The 18,321-nt window shown below is 71.6% G+C and carries 18 protein-coding genes and 1 riboswitch; of the genes, 11 read left to right on the top strand and 7 right to left on the bottom strand.

Annotation, left to right across the window (positions count from 1 at the left end):
* The first annotated feature begins 57 nt into the window (after positions 1–57).
* From AOM00_RS04455 to AOM00_RS04415, 9 genes are all read left to right on the top strand, one after another.
* Complete coding sequence (locus tag AOM00_RS04455; RefSeq protein ID WP_062516637.1) at positions 58–1,146, top strand: mannose-1-phosphate guanylyltransferase; 1,089 nt, start codon at positions 58–60, stop codon at positions 1,144–1,146.
* A gap of 123 nt (positions 1,147–1,269) precedes the next feature.
* Complete coding sequence (locus tag AOM00_RS04450; RefSeq protein WP_062516636.1) at positions 1,270–2,373, top strand: BMP family lipoprotein; 1,104 nt, start codon at positions 1,270–1,272, stop codon at positions 2,371–2,373.
* A gap of 108 nt (positions 2,374–2,481) precedes the next feature.
* Positions 2,482–3,996 (top strand): ABC transporter ATP-binding protein, encoded by a 1,515-nt coding sequence (locus AOM00_RS04445; protein ID WP_062516635.1) that lies wholly within the window; start codon positions 2,482–2,484, stop codon positions 3,994–3,996.
* Entirely contained in the window at positions 3,993–5,219 is a 1,227-nt protein-coding gene (locus AOM00_RS04440) for an ABC transporter permease (protein WP_062516634.1), read from the top strand. The genes AOM00_RS04445 and AOM00_RS04440 overlap by 4 nt, the downstream gene beginning before the upstream one ends.
* The gene (locus tag AOM00_RS04435) at positions 5,216–6,505 is read left to right on the top strand and encodes an ABC transporter permease (RefSeq protein WP_062516633.1); all 1,290 of its coding nucleotides are present in this window, start codon (positions 5,216–5,218) and stop codon (positions 6,503–6,505) included. The genes AOM00_RS04440 and AOM00_RS04435 overlap by 4 nt, the downstream gene beginning before the upstream one ends.
* Before the next feature lie 4 nt (positions 6,506–6,509).
* Positions 6,510–6,905, top strand: a complete 396-nt coding sequence (locus AOM00_RS04430; protein WP_062516632.1) for a cytidine deaminase — start codon at positions 6,510–6,512, stop codon at positions 6,903–6,905.
* The gene (locus AOM00_RS04425; protein WP_062516631.1) at positions 6,906–8,219 is read left to right on the top strand and encodes a thymidine phosphorylase; all 1,314 of its coding nucleotides are present in this window, start codon (positions 6,906–6,908) and stop codon (positions 8,217–8,219) included.
* A complete protein-coding gene (locus AOM00_RS04420; protein WP_062516630.1) occupies positions 8,219–9,193 on the top strand; it encodes a hypothetical protein in 975 nt (324 codons plus the stop codon). The genes AOM00_RS04425 and AOM00_RS04420 overlap by 1 nt, the downstream gene beginning before the upstream one ends.
* Before the next feature lie 49 nt (positions 9,194–9,242).
* Positions 9,243–10,313 (top strand): adenosine deaminase, encoded by a 1,071-nt coding sequence (locus AOM00_RS04415; RefSeq protein ID WP_062516629.1) that lies wholly within the window; start codon positions 9,243–9,245, stop codon positions 10,311–10,313.
* 22 nt (positions 10,314–10,335) lie between these two features.
* Here AOM00_RS04415 and AOM00_RS04410 read toward each other — a convergent pair whose 3' ends face one another.
* Complete coding sequence (locus AOM00_RS04410; RefSeq protein ID WP_062516628.1) at positions 10,336–10,650, bottom strand: DMT family transporter; 315 nt, start codon at positions 10,648–10,650, stop codon at positions 10,336–10,338.
* Positions 10,651–10,662: 12 nt separating this feature from the next.
* Positions 10,663–10,728: riboswitch (guanidine-III (ykkC-III) riboswitch) on the bottom strand.
* 60 nt (positions 10,729–10,788) lie between these two features.
* On the opposite strand from AOM00_RS04410, the gene deoC reads away from it, so the two are divergent.
* Positions 10,789–11,460: a deoxyribose-phosphate aldolase gene (gene deoC / locus AOM00_RS04405; RefSeq protein ID WP_062516627.1), complete on the top strand. Its 672-nt coding sequence runs from the start codon at positions 10,789–10,791 to the stop codon at positions 11,458–11,460.
* 265 nt (positions 11,461–11,725) lie between these two features.
* Here deoC and AOM00_RS04400 read toward each other — a convergent pair whose 3' ends face one another.
* Both AOM00_RS04400 and AOM00_RS04395 read right to left on the bottom strand, forming a co-directional pair.
* A complete protein-coding gene (locus AOM00_RS04400; RefSeq protein ID WP_062516626.1) occupies positions 11,726–13,432 on the bottom strand; it encodes a phospho-sugar mutase in 1,707 nt (568 codons plus the stop codon).
* Entirely contained in the window at positions 13,432–14,229 is a 798-nt protein-coding gene (locus tag AOM00_RS04395; RefSeq protein WP_062516625.1) for a purine-nucleoside phosphorylase, read from the bottom strand. The genes AOM00_RS04400 and AOM00_RS04395 overlap by 1 nt, the downstream gene beginning before the upstream one ends.
* Before the next feature lie 94 nt (positions 14,230–14,323).
* Between AOM00_RS04395 and AOM00_RS04390 the strand changes: the two genes are divergently transcribed.
* Entirely contained in the window at positions 14,324–15,709 is a 1,386-nt protein-coding gene (locus AOM00_RS04390) for an NAD(P)H-quinone dehydrogenase (protein WP_062516624.1), read from the top strand.
* Between the two features lie 8 nt (positions 15,710–15,717).
* On the opposite strand, the gene AOM00_RS04385 is transcribed toward AOM00_RS04390, so the two are convergent.
* The 4 genes from AOM00_RS04385 to AOM00_RS04370 form a co-directional block, all read right to left on the bottom strand.
* Entirely contained in the window at positions 15,718–16,596 is an 879-nt protein-coding gene (locus AOM00_RS04385) for a permease prefix domain 1-containing protein (RefSeq protein WP_062516623.1), read from the bottom strand.
* Complete coding sequence (locus AOM00_RS04380; RefSeq protein WP_062516622.1) at positions 16,593–16,943, bottom strand: PadR family transcriptional regulator; 351 nt, start codon at positions 16,941–16,943, stop codon at positions 16,593–16,595. Before AOM00_RS04380 ends, AOM00_RS04385 begins: the two co-directional genes overlap by 4 nt.
* 137 nt (positions 16,944–17,080) lie before the next feature.
* The gene (locus AOM00_RS04375; protein ID WP_169746808.1) at positions 17,081–17,668 is read right to left on the bottom strand and encodes a S8 family serine peptidase; all 588 of its coding nucleotides are present in this window, start codon (positions 17,666–17,668) and stop codon (positions 17,081–17,083) included.
* Positions 17,669–17,757: 89 nt separating this feature from the next.
* Positions 17,758–18,321, bottom strand: a complete 564-nt coding sequence (locus AOM00_RS04370; protein ID WP_062516620.1) for a hypothetical protein — start codon at positions 18,319–18,321, stop codon at positions 17,758–17,760.

The following is an 18,321-nucleotide window of genomic DNA, read 5'->3' as shown; positions in this document are numbered from 1 at the left end:
ACACAGGACTCCTCACAGCACTTCTCCGGGCTTGCCTCGCATCCTAGTGTGGTCGCCATGAATGAATCGACCATGGGGGGCCTGATCGTGTCGGACATCGTGCATGATTTCATCACCGTCATCCCGGCCGGAGGGGTGGGCTCGCGGCTGTGGCCCCTGTCCCAGCCGCATCGTCCCAAGTTCCTGCTCGACCTCCTGGGCACCGGCGCCACGCTGATCCAGGACACGGTCGCCCGCGTGAGCCCGCTTTCCGAGCGCGTGGTCATCGTCACCGGTGAGCGGCACGCGCCTGCGGTCGCGGCGCAGGTGCCGCAGGTGCCCGCCGCGAACCTGGTGACGGAGCCCAGCCCGCGCGACTCGATGGCGGCCATCGCGCTCGCGGCCGCGCTCATCGAGCAGCGGTGGGGGCCGCGCGTCATGGGCTCGTTCGCGGCCGACCACGTGATCCCTGACGCCGAGATGTTCCGGGCGACCGTCCGCGAGGCCGCGCGCGTCGCCGCGACCGGCAAGGTGGTGGTCATCGGCATCACGCCCACCGAGCCCTCGACGGCGTTCGGCTACATCGAGATGGGAGAGGTGCTCGACGGTGACGCGCGCCACGTGGTCGCGTTCACCGAGAAGCCCGACGCGGAGACCGCCGCCGGCATGCTCGCCCGCGGCGGCTTCGCGTGGAACGCCGGCATGTTCGTCATGCGTACCGACGTGCTCCTGGGCCACCTCGACAGGCTGCAGCCCGCGCTGGCCGACGGCGTGCGCGAGATCGCTGCTGCCTGGGACGGGCCCGAGCGCACCGAGGTGCTCGCGCGCGTGTGGCCCACGCTCACCAGGATCGCGATCGACCACGCGATCGCGGAGCCCGTCGCCGCGGAGGGCGGGGTGGCCGTGGTGCCCGCCTCCTTCGAGTGGCACGACGTCGGCGACTTCGACTCGCTCGCCGAGCTCTCCGGCGCCGTCGCCATCGGCCGCGACGCCCCGGTCGCGATGGTCGGCGCGAGCGCGCCGCTCGTCGTCGGCGGCACCAAGCCCGTGGTCGTCGTGGGGGTGGACGATGCCGTGGTCGTCGAGTCGGACGAGGCGATCCTGGTCACCGTGCGCTCAGCGGCGCAGCGCGTGAAGGATGCGGCGGGGGCCCTGTCTGAGGCCTGAACGTTGCGGAATCGTAGCCGCGGCGCAATGAAGCCTTCACTTTCCGTAACATTGCGGCCGTACGATGACCCGTACGCCAGCCCGGTGGCAGCCGGGCGGATATCGAACAGAGGGAATCACCTGATGAAGAACATCATCCGTGTGGGTGCGGTCGCCGCCGTGTCGGCGCTGACCCTTGCCGCGTGCGCCTCGGCGCCCGAGGACGAGACGACCACGCCGGGCGCGACCGCGGACTCCACCGCGACCGCCACCGCCGAGGCGCCGGCCGAGACCGTCGACTTCAAGGCCTGCATGGTCTCGGACTCGGGCGGCTTCGACGACAAGTCCTTCAACCAGTCCGGCTACGAGGGCCTGACCCGCGCGGAGTCCGAGCTCGGCATCGAGATCGCCTCCGCCGAGTCGACCACCGAGGCCGACTTCCTGCCCAACATCGAGGCGCAGGTCGCCGCGGGCTGCGACCTGATCATCACCGTCGGCTTCCTGCTCTCGGGCGCGACCGTCGAGGCCGCGATCGCGAACCCCGACGTCAACTTCGCGATCATCGACGACCTCGCCGACAACGACTACAACGGTGAGACCGACGCCCCGAACATCAAGCCGATCACGTTCGACACCGACGAGGCCTCGTTCCTCGCGGGCTACGCGGCCGCGGGCGCCTCGGCGTCGGGCACGCTGTCGACCTTCGGTGGCATGAACATCCCGTCGGTCACCATCTTCATGGACGGCTTCCTCGCGGGCGCCGAGTACTACAACGAGGAGATGGGCGGCGACGTCAAGGTCCTCGGCTGGGACGGCACCGACGGTCAGTTCACCGGTGACTTCTCCGACCAGTCGAAGGGTCAGAACGTCACGGAGGAGTTCCTGAGCCAGGGCGCCGACGTGGTCATGCCCGTCGCGGGCCCCGTGGGCCTCGGTGCCGCCGCCGCCGTGAAGTCGGCCGGCGACGCGTGGCTGATCGGTGTGGACTCCGACTGGACCGTCACCACCGACTACGCGGACATCGTCCTCACCTCGGTGCTCAAGAACATCGGCAACTCGGTGTTCGACACCATCGCCGAGACCGTCGACTCCGGCTTCTCGGCGACCCCGTACCTGGGCACGCTCGAGAACGAGGGCGTGGGCGTCGCGGACTTCGCCGAGGGCGTCGTGCCCGAGGAGGTCCTCGCGAACCTCGACACGATCAAGGCCGGCATCATCGACGGCTCGATCTCGGTCGACGTCTCCTAAGACAGCGCATCATTCGGGGGCGCGCCGTGGGCCTTGCCTGCGGCGCGCCCCTCGCTGTCTCCGCTAGTAGGCTCGGTGAAGTCCGGGCAAAGACGTGGGAGGACCCCAGTGAAACTCGAGCTTCGCGGCATCACCAAGCGCTTCGGAGACTTCACCGCGAACGACCGCATCGACCTGCTCGTCGAGCCGGGCACGGTTCACGCCCTGCTCGGGGAGAACGGCGCAGGCAAGTCGACGCTCATGAACGTGCTGTTCGGGTTGTACGACGCCGACGAGGGCGAGGTGCTGCTCGATGACGCGCCCGTGGTCTTCGCCGGCCCAGGCGATGCGATGAACGCAGGCATCGGCATGGTGCACCAGCACTTCATGCTGGTGCACCCCTTCACCGTGGCCGAGAACGTGATGCTCGGGCACGAGGACGTGCGCGGCCCCGCGAAGCTGCTCGACCTGGACGCCGCCCGTGCCAAGGTCCGCGAGATCTCGGACCGGTTCAACTTCAACGTCGACCCGGACGCGGTCATCGAGGACCTCCCGGTCGGCGCCCAGCAGCGCGTCGAGATCATCAAGGCGCTCTCGCGCGACGCCTCCATCCTCATCCTCGACGAGCCCACCGCCGTGCTCACGCCGCAGGAGACCGACGAGCTGCTCGGCATCGTCAAGGACCTCAGCGCCGCCGGCACCTCGGTGGTGCTCATCACCCACAAGCTCCGCGAGGTCCAGGCCGTCGCCGACACCATCACGGTGATCCGACGCGGCAAGGTGGTCGGCAGCGCCGAGCCCACCGCTTCTCAGGAGGAGCTCGCCTCCCTCATGGTCGGTCGCGCCGTGTCGATGCTCGTCGACAAGGCGCCCGCCGAGCCGGGCGCGACGATGCTCACGGTCGAGGGCCTCACGGTGGTCGACGAGGCGGAGATCGTCCAGCTCGACGGCGTCTCATTCGAGGTCAGGGCAGGCGAGATCCTCGCGATCGCGGGCGTCCAGGGCAACGGCCAGACCGAGCTCACCGAGGCGCTGATCGGGGTGGTGAACGCCGATGCGGGCCGGGCGGTGCTCGACGGCGAGGTCATCACGGGCAAGTCCATCAAGGACGTGCTCCACAGCGGCATCGGCTTCGTCCCCGAGGACCGCACCGAGGACGGCATCGTCGCGACCATGACGATCGCGAACAACCTCATCCTCGACGTGCACGACAAGGAGCCGTACGCCAAGGGCCTCGCGCTCCAGCCGAAGGTGATCGCGGATGAGGCGCGCAAGCACGTGGAGCAGTTCGACGTCCGCGCGACGTCCATCGAGCAGACCGCGGGCTCGCTCTCGGGCGGCAACCAGCAGAAGGTGGTGCTCGCGCGCGAGCTGTCGCGCCCGCTCAAGCTGCTCATCGCCTCGAACCCGACCCGCGGACTCGACGTGGGCTCGATCGAGTTCGTCCACAAGCGCATCGTCGCCGAGCGCGACGCCGGCGCCGCCGTGATCATCGTCAGCGCCGAGCTCGACGAGGTGGTCGCGCTCGCGGACAGGATCGCCGTCATGTACCACGGGAGGATCGTCGGCATCGTGCCGCCCGAGACCGACCGCGACACGCTGGGCCTCATGATGGCCGGCGCGCACCAGGAGGAGGTCGCGTGAGCGAGCAGGGCCAGACCACCGAGGCGGCACCCGAGGAGGAGGCGCCCCAGGAGAGCCGGTCGCGGCAGGTCCTGAGGGAGATCGCCGAGAGCTCCAGCATGGTCGTCTTCATGGCGATCGTGGCGTCGATGCTCATCGGCGGCGTGCTCATCATCTTCGCCGATGAGGCGGTGCGCGACTCGGCGGGGTACTTCTTCTCGCGGCCGTCCGACACCTTCTCCGCGATCGGCGACGCGCTCGGTTCGGCGTACTCCGCGATGTTCAACGGCGCGGTGCTCAACCTCGAGGCGGAGTCCTTCGCGGCGACCATCAAGCCGTTCACGCAGACGCTCACCATGGCGACGCCGCTGATCTTCGCGGGACTGGGCCTCGGGCTCGGCTTCCGGGCGGGCCTGTTCAACATCGGTGCCCAGGGCCAGATCCTCATGGGCGCGACGGTGGGCGGGTACATCGGATTCGCGTGGGACCTCCCGGTGGGGCTCCACCTGCTGCTCGCGGTCCTCGGATGCGCGCTCGGCGGCGCGCTGTGGGGCTTCATCCCCGGCGTGCTCAAGGCGAAGCGAGGCGCGCACGAGGTGATCGTGACGATCATGCTCAACTACGTCGCGCTCTACCTGGTCGCGTGGCTGCTTTCGCTCGACGCGTTCCAGCGCGAGGGCAGCGACAACCCGATCTCGCCGGTGGTCGCGGAGACCGCGCAGTACCCCAAGATCCTGGGCGTGCAGTTCAACCTCCACCTCGGCTTCGTGGTCGCGCTGCTCTGCGCCGCCGGCGTGTGGTGGCTCATGGAGCGCTCGACGCTCGGATTCCGCCTGCGTGCCGTGGGCGCGAACCCCAGCGCCGCGCGCACGGCCGGCATGAGCATCGGCGCCGCGACCATCATCACCATGGTGATCGCGGGTGCCCTCGCCGGTCTCGCCGGCTCCGCGCCGGTGCTCGGCACGCAGAAGTTCCTCACCGACTCCGTCGCCGGGTCGCTCGGCTTCGACGCCATCACCGTGGCGCTGCTCGGACGCTCGCGACCGCTCGGCATCGTGCTCGCGGCGATCCTGTTCGGCGGCCTCCAGGCCTCCGGCCCGTCGCTGCAGGTCAACGCCGGCCTGCCGGTGGACATCGTCGTCGTCATCCAGGCGCTCATCGTGCTGTTCATCGCCGCACCCCCGCTGGTGCGTGCGATGTTCCGACTGCCCGCTCCCGCTCACGAGAAGGAGGTGGCGGCATGACCGCGACCGTCGCCGACGCCCCCGCCGCACCGGCCCCGAGCGTGCTGATCCCGCCCAAGAAGTTCGGACCGTCGATCGCGCTGGGCGTGATCGCGCTGCTGTCCCTGGTGATCTTCGGGCTCGGGACGGCGTCCGGCGCCTCGACCACCTTCGTGGTGGCGCGCAGCACCGACTTCGTCCACCTCCCCACGTACACCGCGCCGTCGCGGCTCGCCGCGATCCTGCTCTCGCTGGTGGGCCTCGGTCTCGCCGGCTGGGCCGCGTACCGTGCGAACCAGCACCGCAAGGTCGGGATCTGGCTGCCGGTGGTCTACGGCATGGCGATCATGGGCGCGCTGCTCACGTGGGCCGGGGCCGGGCGCGATGCCACCAGCATCCAGATCACGGGCCTCCTCACCAGCTCGCTGTTCCTGGCGGTGCCGCTCGTCTTCGGCGCCCTCGCCGGCACCCTGTGCGAGCGCTCGGGCATCATCAACATCGCGATCGAGGGTCAGCTGCTGGCCGGCGCGTTCCTCGCGGCGCTGGTGGCGTCGATGGTCGGCAACGCCTATGTGGGCCTCATCGCGGCGCCCATCGCGGGTGCGCTGGTGGGCCTGCTGCTCGCGATCTTCGCGACCAAGTACTGGGTCAACCAGATCGTCGTGGGCGTGGTGCTCAACATGCTGGTCGTGGGACTCACCAGCTTCTTCTTCTCCACCGTGATGACGGAGAACGGCGACCTCAACCAGGCGCTCGGCATGGCCAAGCTGCCCATCCCGCTGCTGTCGTCCATCCCCGTCCTGGGCCCGGTGCTGTTCAACCAGAACCTGCTGGTCTACATCCTGTACGTGACCGTCGCGGTCCTGCAGGTGATGCTGTTCAAGTCGCGCTGGGGCCTGCGCGTCCGCGCCGTCGGCGAGCACCCGAAGGCCGCCGACACGGTGGGCATCAACGTCAACCGCACGCGCGTGCGCAACACGGTGCTCGGCGGCGCGATCGCGGGCCTGGGCGGCGCGTTCTTCACCGTCGCCTCGGGCCTGGCGTTCGGCAAGGAGATGACGTCGGGCAAGGGCTACATCGCGCTCGCCGCGATGATCCTCGGCCGGTGGAGCCCGCGCGGCGCCCTTGCCGCCGCGCTGCTCTTCGGCTTCGCGGACGCGCTGCGCGCGCAGCTCGGCGCGATCGGCTCGCCCATCCCGTCGCAGTTCCTGGCGATGTTCCCGTACATCGCGACCATCTTCGCCGTCGCCGGCCTGGTGGGGCACGCGCGCCCGCCGGCCGCCGAGGGCATCCCGTACAAGAAGTAGGACCATGGACGTCGACTGGGACATGCTCCGCGCACGCGCGAGGCAGGCGAGCGAGCGCGCGTACGTGCCGTACTCCAAGTACCGGGTGGGCGCCGCCGCGCTGACGGACACCGGCGAGGTGGTCACCGGCGCGAACGTCGAGAACGCGAGCTACGGCCTGACGCTGTGCGCCGAGTGCGCGCTGGTGTCGAAGCTCCACACGGACGCGCTCGGAAGCCGCCTGGTGGCGTTCGCGTGCGTCGACGCGGCGGGTGCGCCGCTGCAGCCGTGCGGCCGATGCCGCCAGCTGCTGTACGAGTTCGGGGGACCGGGGCTGCTCATCGACGGCCCCGACCGCACCCTGACCCTGGACGATCTTCTTCCGTGGGCCTTCGGGCCCCAGCACCTCGAGGAGGGCTGAATGGCCGAGCGCCACGACGCCGTCGACGTCATCCGCGTCAAGCGGGACGGCGGCACCCTGTCCCACGACCAGATCGACTGGGTGGTCGACGCCTACACGCGCGGCGTGGTCGCCGACGAGCAGATGAGCTCGCTCGCGATGGCGATCCTCCAGCGCGGCATGTCGCGCGAGGAGATCGCGCGCTGGACCGCGGCGATGATCGCGACCGGCGAGCGGCTCGACTTCTCAGGCCTGTCGCGTCCCACGGCCGACAAGCACTCGACGGGCGGCGTGGGGGACAAGATCACGCTCCCGCTCGCGCCGCTGGTCGCCGCATGCGGTGTCGCGGTGCCCCAGCTGTCCGGGCGTGGCCTGGGCCACACGGGAGGCACGCTCGACAAGCTCGAGTCCATCCCCGGGTGGCGCGCGGACGTCTCCAACGAGGAGATGCTGCGCCAGCTCGAGGATGTGGGCGCCGTGATCTGCGCGGCCGGGTCGGGTCTCGCGCCCGCCGACAAGAAGCTGTACGCGCTGCGCGACGTCACCGGGACGGTCGAGGCCATCCCGCTCATCGCATCGTCCATCATGTCCAAGAAGATCGCGGAGGGCACCGGCGTGCTGGTGCTCGACGTCAAGGTCGGCACGGGCGCCTTCATGAAGGACATCGACCAGGCGCGCGAGCTCGCGCGGACCATGGTCGACCTGGGCACCGACGCGGGCGTGGTGACGTCTGCGCTGCTCACGGACATGTCGACCCCGCTGGGCCGCGGCATCGGCAACGGGCTCGAGGTGACGGAGTCGCTCGAGGTGCTCGCCGGTGGCGGGCCCGCGGACGTAGTCGAGCTCACCGTCGCGCTGGCGCGGGAGATGCTCGCGGGTGCGGGCGTCACCGACATCGACCCGGCCGACGCGCTCCGCGACGGACGGGCCATGGACGCGTGGCGGCGCATGATCGCGGCACAGGGCGGCGATGTGGATGCCGTCATGCCGGAGGCCCCGCATGTCGAGGAGGTCCGCGCGGACCGCGACGGCGTCATCACGCGCATGGACGCGCTCGGCGTGGGCGTCGCGGCGTGGCGCCTGGGCGCCGGTCGTGCACGCAAGGAGGACCCGGTCCAGGTGTCCGCGGGCGTCTACCTGCACAAGGTGGTCGGCGACACGGTCAAGGAGGGCGACGTCATCATGACGCTGCACACCGAGACCGAGGACCGGATGCCGCGCGGCATCGCGGCGCTGGCCGAGGCGTGCGACGGCGCCGGCACGCTCGACATCACGCCGGGCGGCTCCGCGACGCGCGAGATCATCCTGGACTCCGTGGGAGCGAAGACGGTCTGATGGCCTGGACGCTCACCTCCGCCGTGGCCCGCATCGCGGGCCTCGTGGGGGTGTCGGAGCGACGTCCCGCGGAGGAGCCGGCCACGACCGACCCCCTGTTCGTGCGCGCCTTCCAGCGCGCGGTGGACCGCGCATCGGCCGCCGATGCCAAGGCGCTCGGCGTCGCGCGGGACCAGATGGGGGACGATGCGCCCGTCCTGTTCCGCGCGGTGGCGTCAGGGGCGCCCGTCTCCGCGATCGCGGCGCTCGCCGCCGCGTGGGAGACGCTCGACCCGGAGGCACGCGAGGCCGTCGGGAACCCGGTGATGCGGCCGCAGAGCCACCTGCGCTGGGTCCATGTGGAGGCGCGTCAGGTCGACCAGACCACGTGCGGGGCGGCGACCATGGCTGCGATGCTCATGCAGGGCGACCCGTTCGTCGCGTTGTGGGTGGTCACGGGACGCACCCTCGCGGACTACATCCCGCCGGAGGTGCTCGCCGTGATGGCGGAGGACGCCCCCGTGCGCGGGCTGGACGAGCGCTGGAACGCGCTGCAGCGCGTGCTCCATGCGCAGACCACCACGTCGGCCATCGGCCCCGTGGCGTGGCCGCGTTCGCTCGGCACGCCGCCGTGGAAGGTGGACGACCACACCCGGTTCGCGGGGCTGAGGTTCCGCGGCGCGATCGTCGACGACTCGTCCCCGGAGACGCTCGCGCCCGTGCTCTCGCATGCGCGTCGCGCGCTCGCGGACGGGATCCCGGTACCGCTGTACGCCTCGGGGGACTCGTCGCTGGGTCTCGACTCGGTCATCCCCCGCCACGTGGTCCTGCTGGTCGGCGACACGGGCGACGGGTTCCTGGTCTACGAGCCGGGCACGGCGCGCGTGCTGCCGCTCGCGGACGCGGACATGCGACCCGGCGCCGGCAGGCAGGCGGCGCTCGGGAGCTGGTCGCGCGCCTCGTGGGTGGTGCTGCCGGTGCCGCGCCGCGCGTGAGCCGCCGCTCGTGATGCCGGCGCGGGTGCGCCATGACTAGCCTGGGCACATGACCCTCACCGCCGACGAGATCCTCGCCCTTCCCAAGGTCGTGCTCCACGACCACCTCGACGGCGGCCTGCGCCCGTCGACCCTCATCGAGCTCGCCGCGGAGATCGGCCACGAGCTGCCCTCGACCGACCCCGAGGAGCTCGCGCGCCTGTTCAAGGACAACGCCGGCTCCGGCGACCTGGTGCGCTACCTCGAGGCCTTCGCCCACACGACGGCAGTGATGCAGTCCGCGTCCAACCTTCGCCGGGTGGCCAGGGAGGCCGTGCTCGACCTCGCCGCCGACGGGGTCATCTACGCCGAGCTGCGCTACGCGCCCGAGCAGCACGTGTCCGGCGGGCTCTCGCTCCAGGAGGTCGTCGAGGCCGTCCAGTCAGGCATCGAGGAGGGCGTGTCCGAGGCGCTCGAGGCGGGCTTCGCGATCCGTGCCGCGGCGATCCTCGACGCGATGCGCCACCTCGACCGCTCCGTCGAGATCGCCGAGCTCGCGCTCGCGAACCGCGGTCGCTGCTGCGTGGCCTTCGACATCGCCGGGCCCGAGCTGGGCTTCCCTGCGTCGCGCCACCGCGAGGCGTTCGCGCTGCTGCGCGAGCACCACATGCCCGTCACCATCCACGCGGGAGAGGCGGACGGTGCCGAGTCCGTGGGCGAGGCGCTGGGCCTGGGCTCCGCGCGCCGCATCGGCCACGGCGTCCGGATCCATGAGGACATCGAGGGCTTCGGGGGCGAGGAGCTGGTGCTCGGCGTCATCGCGCAGCACGCGCTGGACCTGCAGATCCCTCTCGAGGTGTGCCCGACCTCGAACGTGCAGACGGCCGCCGCATCGTCCATCGCGGACCACCCCATGCACGAGCTGCGCAACCTCGGCTTCGCCGTCACGGTGAACACCGACAACCGCCTGGTCTCGGGCGTCTCCATGTCCTCCGAGTTCGCCGCGCTCGTCGAGGTGGGCTGGGACAAGGAGGACCTGTTCGAGGCGACCCTCGCCGCCGCGTGGGGCGCGTTCCTGCCGTACGACGAGAAGGCGGACCTCGCCGAGCTCGTGATCGAGGGCTACGGCATCGAGCTGTGACGCGCCGTGGGCCCGGCCGTGCTCAGTGCACGAGCTTGAGGCCCACGACGCACGCCACGATCCCGAGGATGAGCCCGATCCGCACCAGGCTGGTGGGCTCCGCGCCCGTCGCCATCGCGTAGCCCACCGTGAGCGTCGCGCCGATGCCGACCCACACCGCGTAGGCGGTACCGGTCGGGAGCACGCGCATCGCCGATGCCAGGCCGCCCATGCTCGCGAGCAGCGCGAGGGCGAAGACGGTCGTGGGAAGCGGCCGGGTGAGGCCGTCGCTGCGACCGAGCGCGGTCGCCCACACGGCCTCGAGGACACCGGACAGGACGAGGATGAACCAGGGCATGACGTGCTCTCCATCGAGACGTCTTGTCGCGGCGCCGGGTACGTCACCTCGTCCGGGCTCCCCTTCGCAGGGCGCTGTGCCCGAGGGTCGCACATGCCCGGGCGGGTGGCAAACCCGCGCGCGGCCTAGGCTGGTCCCATGACTCTCACCCGTGCCGAGCTGGCCCAGTACGTCGACCACACGCTTCTCAAGCCCGAGTCCACCCAGGCGGACGTCGAGGCGCTCATCGCGGAGGGGGCCTCGCTCGGGGTCTTCTCGGTGTGCGTCTCGCCGTCGATGCTGCCCGTGGCCACCCCCGACGGGCTCGCCGTCGCCACGGTGTGCGGCTTCCCTTCGGGCAAGCACCACTCCGCCATCAAGGCTGCCGAGGCGGCGCTCAGCATCGAGCAGGGCGCCGACGAGGTCGACATGGTGATCGACGTCGCCGCCGCGCTCGCGGGCGACTTCGCCGCCGTGGAGGACGACATCGCGGCCGTGCGCGCCGCGGTGCCCGCGGGCAAGATCCTCAAGGTGATCATCGAGTCGGCGGCGCTGACCGATGAGGCGATCGTGGGTGCGTGCCTCGCATCCGAGGCGGCGGGTGCCGACTTCGTGAAGACCTCGACCGGCTTCCACCCCGCGGGCGGCGCCTCCGTGCACGCCGTGACGCTCATGGCGGAGACGGTCGGGGGCCGCCTCGGGATCAAGGCCTCGGGCGGCATCCGCACGTGGGACGACGCGGTCGCCATGATCGAGGCCGGCGCCACCCGTCTGGGCCTGTCCGGCACGGCCGCCGTGCTCGACGGCGGCGAGGCCGCCGGCTCGTACTGAGCGGCTTCACCCCCTCCCCCTGACCTCCCGAAGTGGTAGGTGAGTGTCGGGTTCAGCAGATCGCTGCTCCGCAGTGGTCGACTGTTGTCGCTCAGCCGGCTGGTGATCCACCAGCCGGCTCGGCGGCGCCGCGCCTGCGTGCGACGCGACACTCAGTCACCACTGTGATGCTGCGACCTGTAAGAACCGACCAAGGTCTACCACTTCCACTTCCACTTCCACTTCCACTTCCGCGGGGGCGGGGGCGGGGGCGGGGGCGGGGCTCTCAGATCCCTAGCGCCGCCGTCACATCCGCACGGAGCGCGTCCATGGTCGCCGCGGCGTCGGCCTTGGCTGCCGCCACGTCGTCGCCGGACACCGGCACGACCACCTCGAGGTACGCCTTGACCTTCGGCTCGGTGCCGGAGGGCCGCACGATCACGCGCGCGCCCGACTCCGCCGCAAGGTGCAGGCCCGTGGTCCCCCGCAGGCCGCGGAAGCCCGTCGACATGTCGTCGGTCGCGATCACGGGGGAGCCCGCGAGCGTCGCGGGCGGAGCGCCCATGAGCCGCGCCATGGTCGCGGGGATCTCCGCGAGGTCCGCGTAGCGTGCCGAGACCTGCGACGTCAGGTACACGCCGTAGCGCCGTGCGAGGTCGTCGATCGCGTCGGCCAACGTGCGCCCCTCGGCGAGGAGGTCCGCCACGAAGTCGGCCATGAGCAGCGCCGCGGAGATGCCGTCCTTGTCCCGCACCAGGTCGGGAGCGACGCAGTAGCCCAGCGCCTCCTCGTAGCCGAAGACCATGCGCGGGGTCCGGCCGATCCACTTGAAGCCGGTGAGCGTGTTCGTATGGGCCAGCCCATGCGCCGCGGCGATGGCCCCGAGCTGCTGGGAGGAGACGATCGAGTTCGCGAGCACGTGCGAGCCCGTGGGGGTCTGGGATGCGACCCGCTCGCCCAGCAGCGACCCGACCACGTCGCCGTGGAGCATCGTCCACTGGCCGTCGATCCTCGTCGCGACCGCGCAGCGGTCGGCATCGGGGTCGTTCGCGATCACCAGGGTGGCGTCGACCTTCTCCGCGAGGGCGAGGGCGAGGTCGATCGCGCCCTTCTCCTCCGGGTTGGGGAAGTCGACGGTGGGGAAGTCGGGGTCGGGCTGCGCCTGCTCGAGCACCGTGTCGACGTGCTCGAAGCCGGCGGCCCGCAGCACACGCTCCATGGTGTCGCCGCCCACGCCGTGCAGCGGGGTGAGGACGATGCGCGTCGCCGCGCGGCGCTCCGTGGCCGCCTCGGCCGGCTCGACGAGCCCGACCACCCGGGAGACGTAGTCGTCGACCACGCCCTCGCCCAGCAGCTGCCAGCCCTCGGCGGCACGGGGCACCGATTCGACGGAGGGGACGGCCGCGATCCGGGCGGCGATCTCCGCGTCGTAGGGCGGGACGATCTGCGCGCCCTGGCCCTCGTCGGTGACGATGCGTCCACCCAGGTAGACCTTGTACCCGTTGTCCTGCGGCGGGTTGTGCGAGGCGGTCACCATGACGCCCGCGTCGGCATCCAGCAGCCGCGTCGCGAACGCGAGCACCGGCGTGGGGAGCGTGCGGGGCAGCAGCAGTGCCTCATGGCCCGCGGCGGTCATGACCGCCGCGGTGTCGAGCGCGAAGTCGTGGCTGCCGTGGCGCGCGTCGTAGCCGATGACCACGCGACCGGGTCCATCGACGCCGAGCTCCGCGAGCGCATCGGTCATGTAGCGCGCGAGCCCGGCGGCGGCGCGGATCACCACCGCCCGGTTCATGCGGTGGGGGCCGGCGCCGATGCGTCCGCGCAGTCCGGCGGTGCCGAACTCGAGGAAGCCCCGGAAACGGTCCTCGAGGTCCGCGACGGCCGCGGCGTCGCCGCCGACCGCGGCCTCGAGCACGCCGGCGAGCTCCTCGCGGGTGATGGCGTCAGGGTCGTCCTCGATCCACGCCTCGGCCTTGGCGAGCAGATCCTCCATCACATCTCCCTGACGATCGAGGCGAGCAGCGCGGAGATGCGCGGCCCGGCTGCGGCGCCCGCGTCGAGCACCTCCTGGTGGTCGAGCGTGTCGCCGCCGATGCCCGCCGCGAGGTTGGTGACGAGCGACAGGCCCAGCATCTCGAGGCCCGCCTCGCGGGCCGCGATCGCCTCGAGCACGGTCGACATGCCCACCAGGTTCGCGCCCAGGATCGCGGCCATGCGGACCTCGGCAGGCGTCTCGTACTGCGGGCCGGTGAACTGGGCGTAGATGCCGTCGGGCAGCTCGGGGTCGATGCTGCGCGCGAGATCCCGCAGGCGGGGGGAGTACACCTGGCTCATGTCGACGAACGTCGCGCCCTCGAGCGGGGTCTGTCCCGTGAGGTTGATGTGGTCCTCGAGAACCACCACGGAGCCCGGGCCCACCTCGGGTCGCGTCGAGCCGCAGCCGTTGGTCAGCACCAGCTGCGTGCAGCCCGCTGCCGCCGCCATGCGGATCGCGTGCGCGACCTTCGCGGCGTCGCGCACCTGGTAGTAGTGCTGGCGCGCGCCGAGCACCAGGACGTGCTTGCCCGTGGGAGCGACAAGCGAGCGGAAGACGGGGTGGTGGCCCGGCACCACGTGGGCGTCGAAGCCAGGGATGTCGGTGGCGTCGACGCGCGCCACCTCCTCGCCGATGAGGTCGGCGGCGCCGCCCCATCCGGAGCCCAGGACCAGGGCGATGTCGTGCTTCTCGACGCCGGTGGCGGTGGCGAGGATGGCGGCCGCCTCGGCGGCGAGCTCGGTGGCAGAAGTCATGCGTCGAGCCTAGTCGCGCAGCGCCCTCGACGAGGGCCGGACCGGGAACGATGCGGATCGCGGCGCATCGTCCGCCGTGCGGTTAGATGGGGACATGTCCTCACGCGTCGTCATCGTCGGCGGCGGTCCGGGCGGCTACGAGGCGGCCCTGGTGGCCGCCAAGGCCGGGGCTGATGTGACGCTCGTGGAGCGTCAGGGCCTCGGCGGCAACGCCGTCCTCACCGACGTCGTCCCGTCCAAGACCGTCATCGCCACAGCGGAGTGGCTGACCATCGCGCATCGCGCGCCGGAGCTGGGGATCCGCCGCAGCGACGGCGCGGACCTCGCCTCGTCGCTCACGGTCGACATGGCTCAGGTCAACTCGCGCATCAAGGGCCTGGTGCGCAAGCAGTCGGGCGACATCGCGGCGCGGCTCGAGGCGAGCGGTGTGCGTGTCATCGAGGGCGAGGCCCGGCTCGATGGGCCGCACCGCGTCGCGGTCGGGGGGTCGGTCCTCGAGGCCGACGCCGTCCTGCTCGCCGTGGGAGCCCGCCCGCGCATCGTCCCCGGGTGCGAGCCCGACGGAGAGCGGATCCTCACCTGGACGCAGCTCTACGACCTCACCGAGCTTCCCGAGCACCTCATCGTGGTGGGCTCCGGCGTCACCGGCGCGGAGTTCGCGGGCGCCTACAACCTGCTCGGCAGCCGTGTCACGCTGGTCGCGTCGGGCGACCGGGTGCTCTCGCGCGAGGACCCGGACGCCTCCGCCCATCTCACCGAGGTGTTCCGCGAGCGCGGCATGGCCCTGGTCGGCGGCCGTGCCGCCGCCGTGTCGCGGGACGATGCGGGGGTCCGGGTCACGCTCGAGGACGGCCGGGTGCTCGAGGGCAGCCACGCGCTCATGGCGGTCGGCTCCGTCCCGAACACCGCGGGGATGGGCCTCGAGGAGGCGGGGGTCGAGCTCGACGAGCGCGGGCTGATCCGCGTGGATCGGGTCTCGCGCACCACCGCGCGCGGCGTGTACGCGGCGGGCGACTGCACGGGCGTGCTGCCGCTCGCGAGCGTCGCGGCGACGCAGGGCCGCATCGCGATGGCGCACGCGCTCGGCGATGCGGTGACGCCCATCGACCTGCGGACGGTCGCGTCCAACGTGTTCACCGTGCCCGAGATCGCCTCCGTGGGGGCGTCCGAGGCCGAGCTCGAGGAGCGCGGCCTGTTCTACGAGGTCTCGCGCCTGGACCTCGCGGGCAACCCTCGCGCGAAGATGCTCGGGATCGACGAGGGTTTCGTGAAGATCTTCGGCCACACCGTCACCGGGCAGGTCTTCGGCGCGGTGGTGGTCGGGCCGCGCGCGAGCGAGCACATCTACCCGTTGTCGCTCGCGGTCGCCCAGCACCTCACGGTCGACGATGTCGCGGCTGCCTTCACCGTCTACCCCTCGCTGTCCGGCACCATCTCGGAGGCGGCGCGGCGCCTGCATCGCATCGAGGGCGAGGCGTAGCGCGGCGGCTACTCGTCGGCGCCGCGCGCGAACAGCATCCGCGCGATCATGAGCATCATGACCGCGACGCACGCGGCAAGGATGACGAGGCACCACCACCACGCGACGGCGACGGCCAGCGCGATCGCCACGGCGATGCCGACGGTCCAGAGCACCGCGGTGTAGAGGCCGAACCTGGCCGCCGCGTTGTCGTCGGCGAAGCCGTGGTCCTCGCCCGCGGGCGCCGCGGCGCGGACCCATGCCTTGCCACGGTTCGTCTGCGTCGCGCCGAGCCACGCGAACAGCCCGATCGATGCCAGGGCGAGCACACCGCCGGCGATGGCCGAAGCGACGAGGCCGGTGTCGAGGGCGAAGGCGCCGCCCGCGGCGACCGCCGCGATCGCAGCGAACGTCGCGACGCCCCAGCCGGTCGCCCGCGCTCGCGGCATCGGGTGGTTGACGGTAGTCTCCTGCGCGAGCGCGTCCCCGGTGACGATGCCCAGGGCCACGGCGGAGATCAGGCCGAGGCTGATCACCGCACCTGCGCCGCCGTCGATCCCGCCCGCCGCCGCCGCGATCGCGAGCACCGCGGCAGCGCTTGCGACGACCGACAGCAGCGTGGTCCGGACCACGAAGCCCGGGCGAGGCCGCACCTTGTGGCGCGCGTGCTGCGCCGCCATGGGCTCCGGGGAGGGCGCCGCGGGAGACGTGCCGAGCAGCTCCTCGAGCGGGCCGAGCTCCTCGATCGCGCGGCGGGCCGCGGCGGAAGGCGCGAGCCCGGTGGACTCGAGCTCCACGGTCCGAGCCATGAGGTTGGCGCGGATCTCCTCCTTCAGGTCGCGCGCGTCGGAGGTCATCGCGACGTCCGCGAAGGCCTCGTCGAGCAGACGGTGGATGTCGGTGTTCATGGCTGGTCCTTGACGTCGAGGAGGGTGTCGATGATGCGGCGCGTGGCGATCCACGCGTCGACGCGACCGCGGTACACGGCGCGCCCGGCATCGGTGATGCGGTAGTACTTGCGGCGGCCGCCCTGGGACTCGTCGCCCCAGTACGACTCGACCAGGCCGTCCTTCTCGAGACGGCGGTAGGCGGCGTAGAGCGTCGCCTCCTTGATCTCGTGGTCCCCACCCGTGGCGTCGCGGATGGCCTTATGGATCTCGAAGCCGTAGCTGTCGCCGCGGCGCAGCACGCCGAGCACGATGGTCTCGGTGTTGCCGCGCAGGAGGTCGGCCGCGAACGCATCTGTCTGGGTCACATCAAGTACTGTAACAGATCAAGTACTCGATGTGACATGGCCGTGCTGCGGCTGGGAGCCGGCGACGTGCACCCTGCGAGGTGCCCAGTGCTCGATAACGGTCGATCCGGGCGCTGAGCACCTCGCAGGGCGCGTGGCTAGGTCAGGTCGAGGACCAGGGCGTGGGTCGCGAGGGCCGTCGCGAACGAGGTGCCGGACACGGTGCGCGGCTCGCCATGCGCATCCATCGCGTGCACGTCGACGCCGAGCGCCGTAGCGTCGACACCCTCGGACGCCGACTCGCTCCACGGCTGTCCGTCGGCATCGACGGCGCCGATACCGATGACCGACGCGTAGCGTGCGGGGTAGTCGGGGGCCAGGAAGCGCACGTTCCCGGCCGCCGCGACGATGGGTGTGCCGAGCGCATCGGCCCTCTCGACCGCGGCCTCGAGCGCCGCGCTCCCGCGGCGGCATCCCATGCTGATGGAGACCACATCGACGTCCGCATCAAGCGCGGACTCGATGCCTGCCGCGAGGTCGTCGGCGGTCGCCTCCCGACCGACATCGATGCTGACCACCTCCACGTCCTGAGGAGGCAGCGCCGTACGGTCCTCCGCGACGCCGAGGAGCACCGAGAGCACGAGCGTGCCGTGCTCGCCGGACGCGTGGGCTACCTCCTGGTCGATCGCGTAGCCGGCGAGCTGCGGGGCGTCGACGTTCACCCCGGTGTCGACGAGGCCGACCAAGGTTGGGCCCTGCGGGGCGGACGCGCAGGAGGTCAGGAGCGTCGCCGTTCCCGCCAGGGCACCGGCGACGCTTGCGCGGCGCGCCGCGGTCATGGCCAGTCGAGGGGGCGCGCCTCGAACGACTCGAAGCCGAGCTCCTGGAACGCGCGCTCGTAGAGGGTCCCCGTCGGCGTGGGGGATCCAGGCTCCCGCGGCACCACGCCCGTGGCTGCCCACAGCAGCTCGCGAAGCCACTGGCCGCAACCCCAGACGCGGAAGCCTCCGACGGCGTCGGGGTCGTCGGGCTTGTGCTCCAGGGCGACGACGATGCGCTCGAGGCACTCGAGCTCGTGCGCGAGCACGGTGTCCTCGACCATGTCGGGCCCGTACTCGAGAGGGTCGTAGGGGAACTGGGTGCTCTCGAGGGCATCCTCGAGCTCTTCCTCCGAGGCGTAGGAACGGAGCATGTCGGGGTCGGCGAACGAGTAGACGGTTGCGATGAGTGCGGGATCGACCCACTCGTCGCGCAGGCGTCCCGTGTGCTTCGCGAAGTCGAAAGGCGCGGCACCTCGGGACTCGAGCAGCGCCGAGGCCTCGGCCACTGTCGGTGCATAGGCGATGCCGTGCAGCGCCCGGTGCTCCGCTGCCGCCGCACCGATGGTGTTCTCAGTCAT

This window comes from Demequina gelatinilytica, from assembly GCF_000971115.1.
GTDB classification, from domain to species: domain Bacteria; phylum Actinomycetota; class Actinomycetes; order Actinomycetales; family Demequinaceae; genus Demequina; species Demequina gelatinilytica.
This window is presented reverse-complemented; position numbering and strand designations above follow the sequence as displayed.

Excerpts from the sequence above, each read along its gene's own strand:
- AOM00_RS04455 (WP_062516637.1), top strand. The coding sequence starts at position 58 with ATGAATGAATCGACCATGGGGGGCCTGATCGTGTCGGACATCGTGCAT.
- AOM00_RS04450 (WP_062516636.1), top strand. The coding sequence starts at position 1,270 with ATGAAGAACATCATCCGTGTGGGTGCGGTCGCCGCCGTGTCGGCGCTG.
- AOM00_RS04435 (WP_062516633.1), top strand. The coding sequence starts at position 5,216 with ATGACCGCGACCGTCGCCGACGCCCCCGCCGCACCGGCCCCGAGCGTG.
- AOM00_RS04430 (WP_062516632.1), top strand. The coding sequence starts at position 6,510 with ATGGACGTCGACTGGGACATGCTCCGCGCACGCGCGAGGCAGGCGAGC.
- AOM00_RS04425 (WP_062516631.1), top strand. The coding sequence starts at position 6,906 with ATGGCCGAGCGCCACGACGCCGTCGACGTCATCCGCGTCAAGCGGGAC.
- AOM00_RS04420 (WP_062516630.1), top strand. The coding sequence starts at position 8,219 with ATGGCCTGGACGCTCACCTCCGCCGTGGCCCGCATCGCGGGCCTCGTG.
- AOM00_RS04415 (WP_062516629.1), top strand. The coding sequence starts at position 9,243 with ATGACCCTCACCGCCGACGAGATCCTCGCCCTTCCCAAGGTCGTGCTC.
- AOM00_RS04410 (WP_062516628.1), bottom strand. The coding sequence starts at position 10,650 with ATGCCCTGGTTCATCCTCGTCCTGTCCGGTGTCCTCGAGGCCGTGTGG.
- deoC (WP_062516627.1), top strand. The coding sequence starts at position 10,789 with ATGACTCTCACCCGTGCCGAGCTGGCCCAGTACGTCGACCACACGCTT.
- AOM00_RS04400 (WP_062516626.1), bottom strand. The coding sequence starts at position 13,432 with ATGGAGGATCTGCTCGCCAAGGCCGAGGCGTGGATCGAGGACGACCCT.
- AOM00_RS04395 (WP_062516625.1), bottom strand. The coding sequence starts at position 14,229 with ATGACTTCTGCCACCGAGCTCGCCGCCGAGGCGGCCGCCATCCTCGCC.
- AOM00_RS04390 (WP_062516624.1), top strand. The coding sequence starts at position 14,324 with ATGTCCTCACGCGTCGTCATCGTCGGCGGCGGTCCGGGCGGCTACGAG.
- AOM00_RS04385 (WP_062516623.1), bottom strand. The coding sequence starts at position 16,596 with ATGAACACCGACATCCACCGTCTGCTCGACGAGGCCTTCGCGGACGTC.
- AOM00_RS04370 (WP_062516620.1), bottom strand. The coding sequence starts at position 18,321 with ATGACTGAGAACACCATCGGTGCGGCGGCAGCGGAGCACCGGGCGCTG.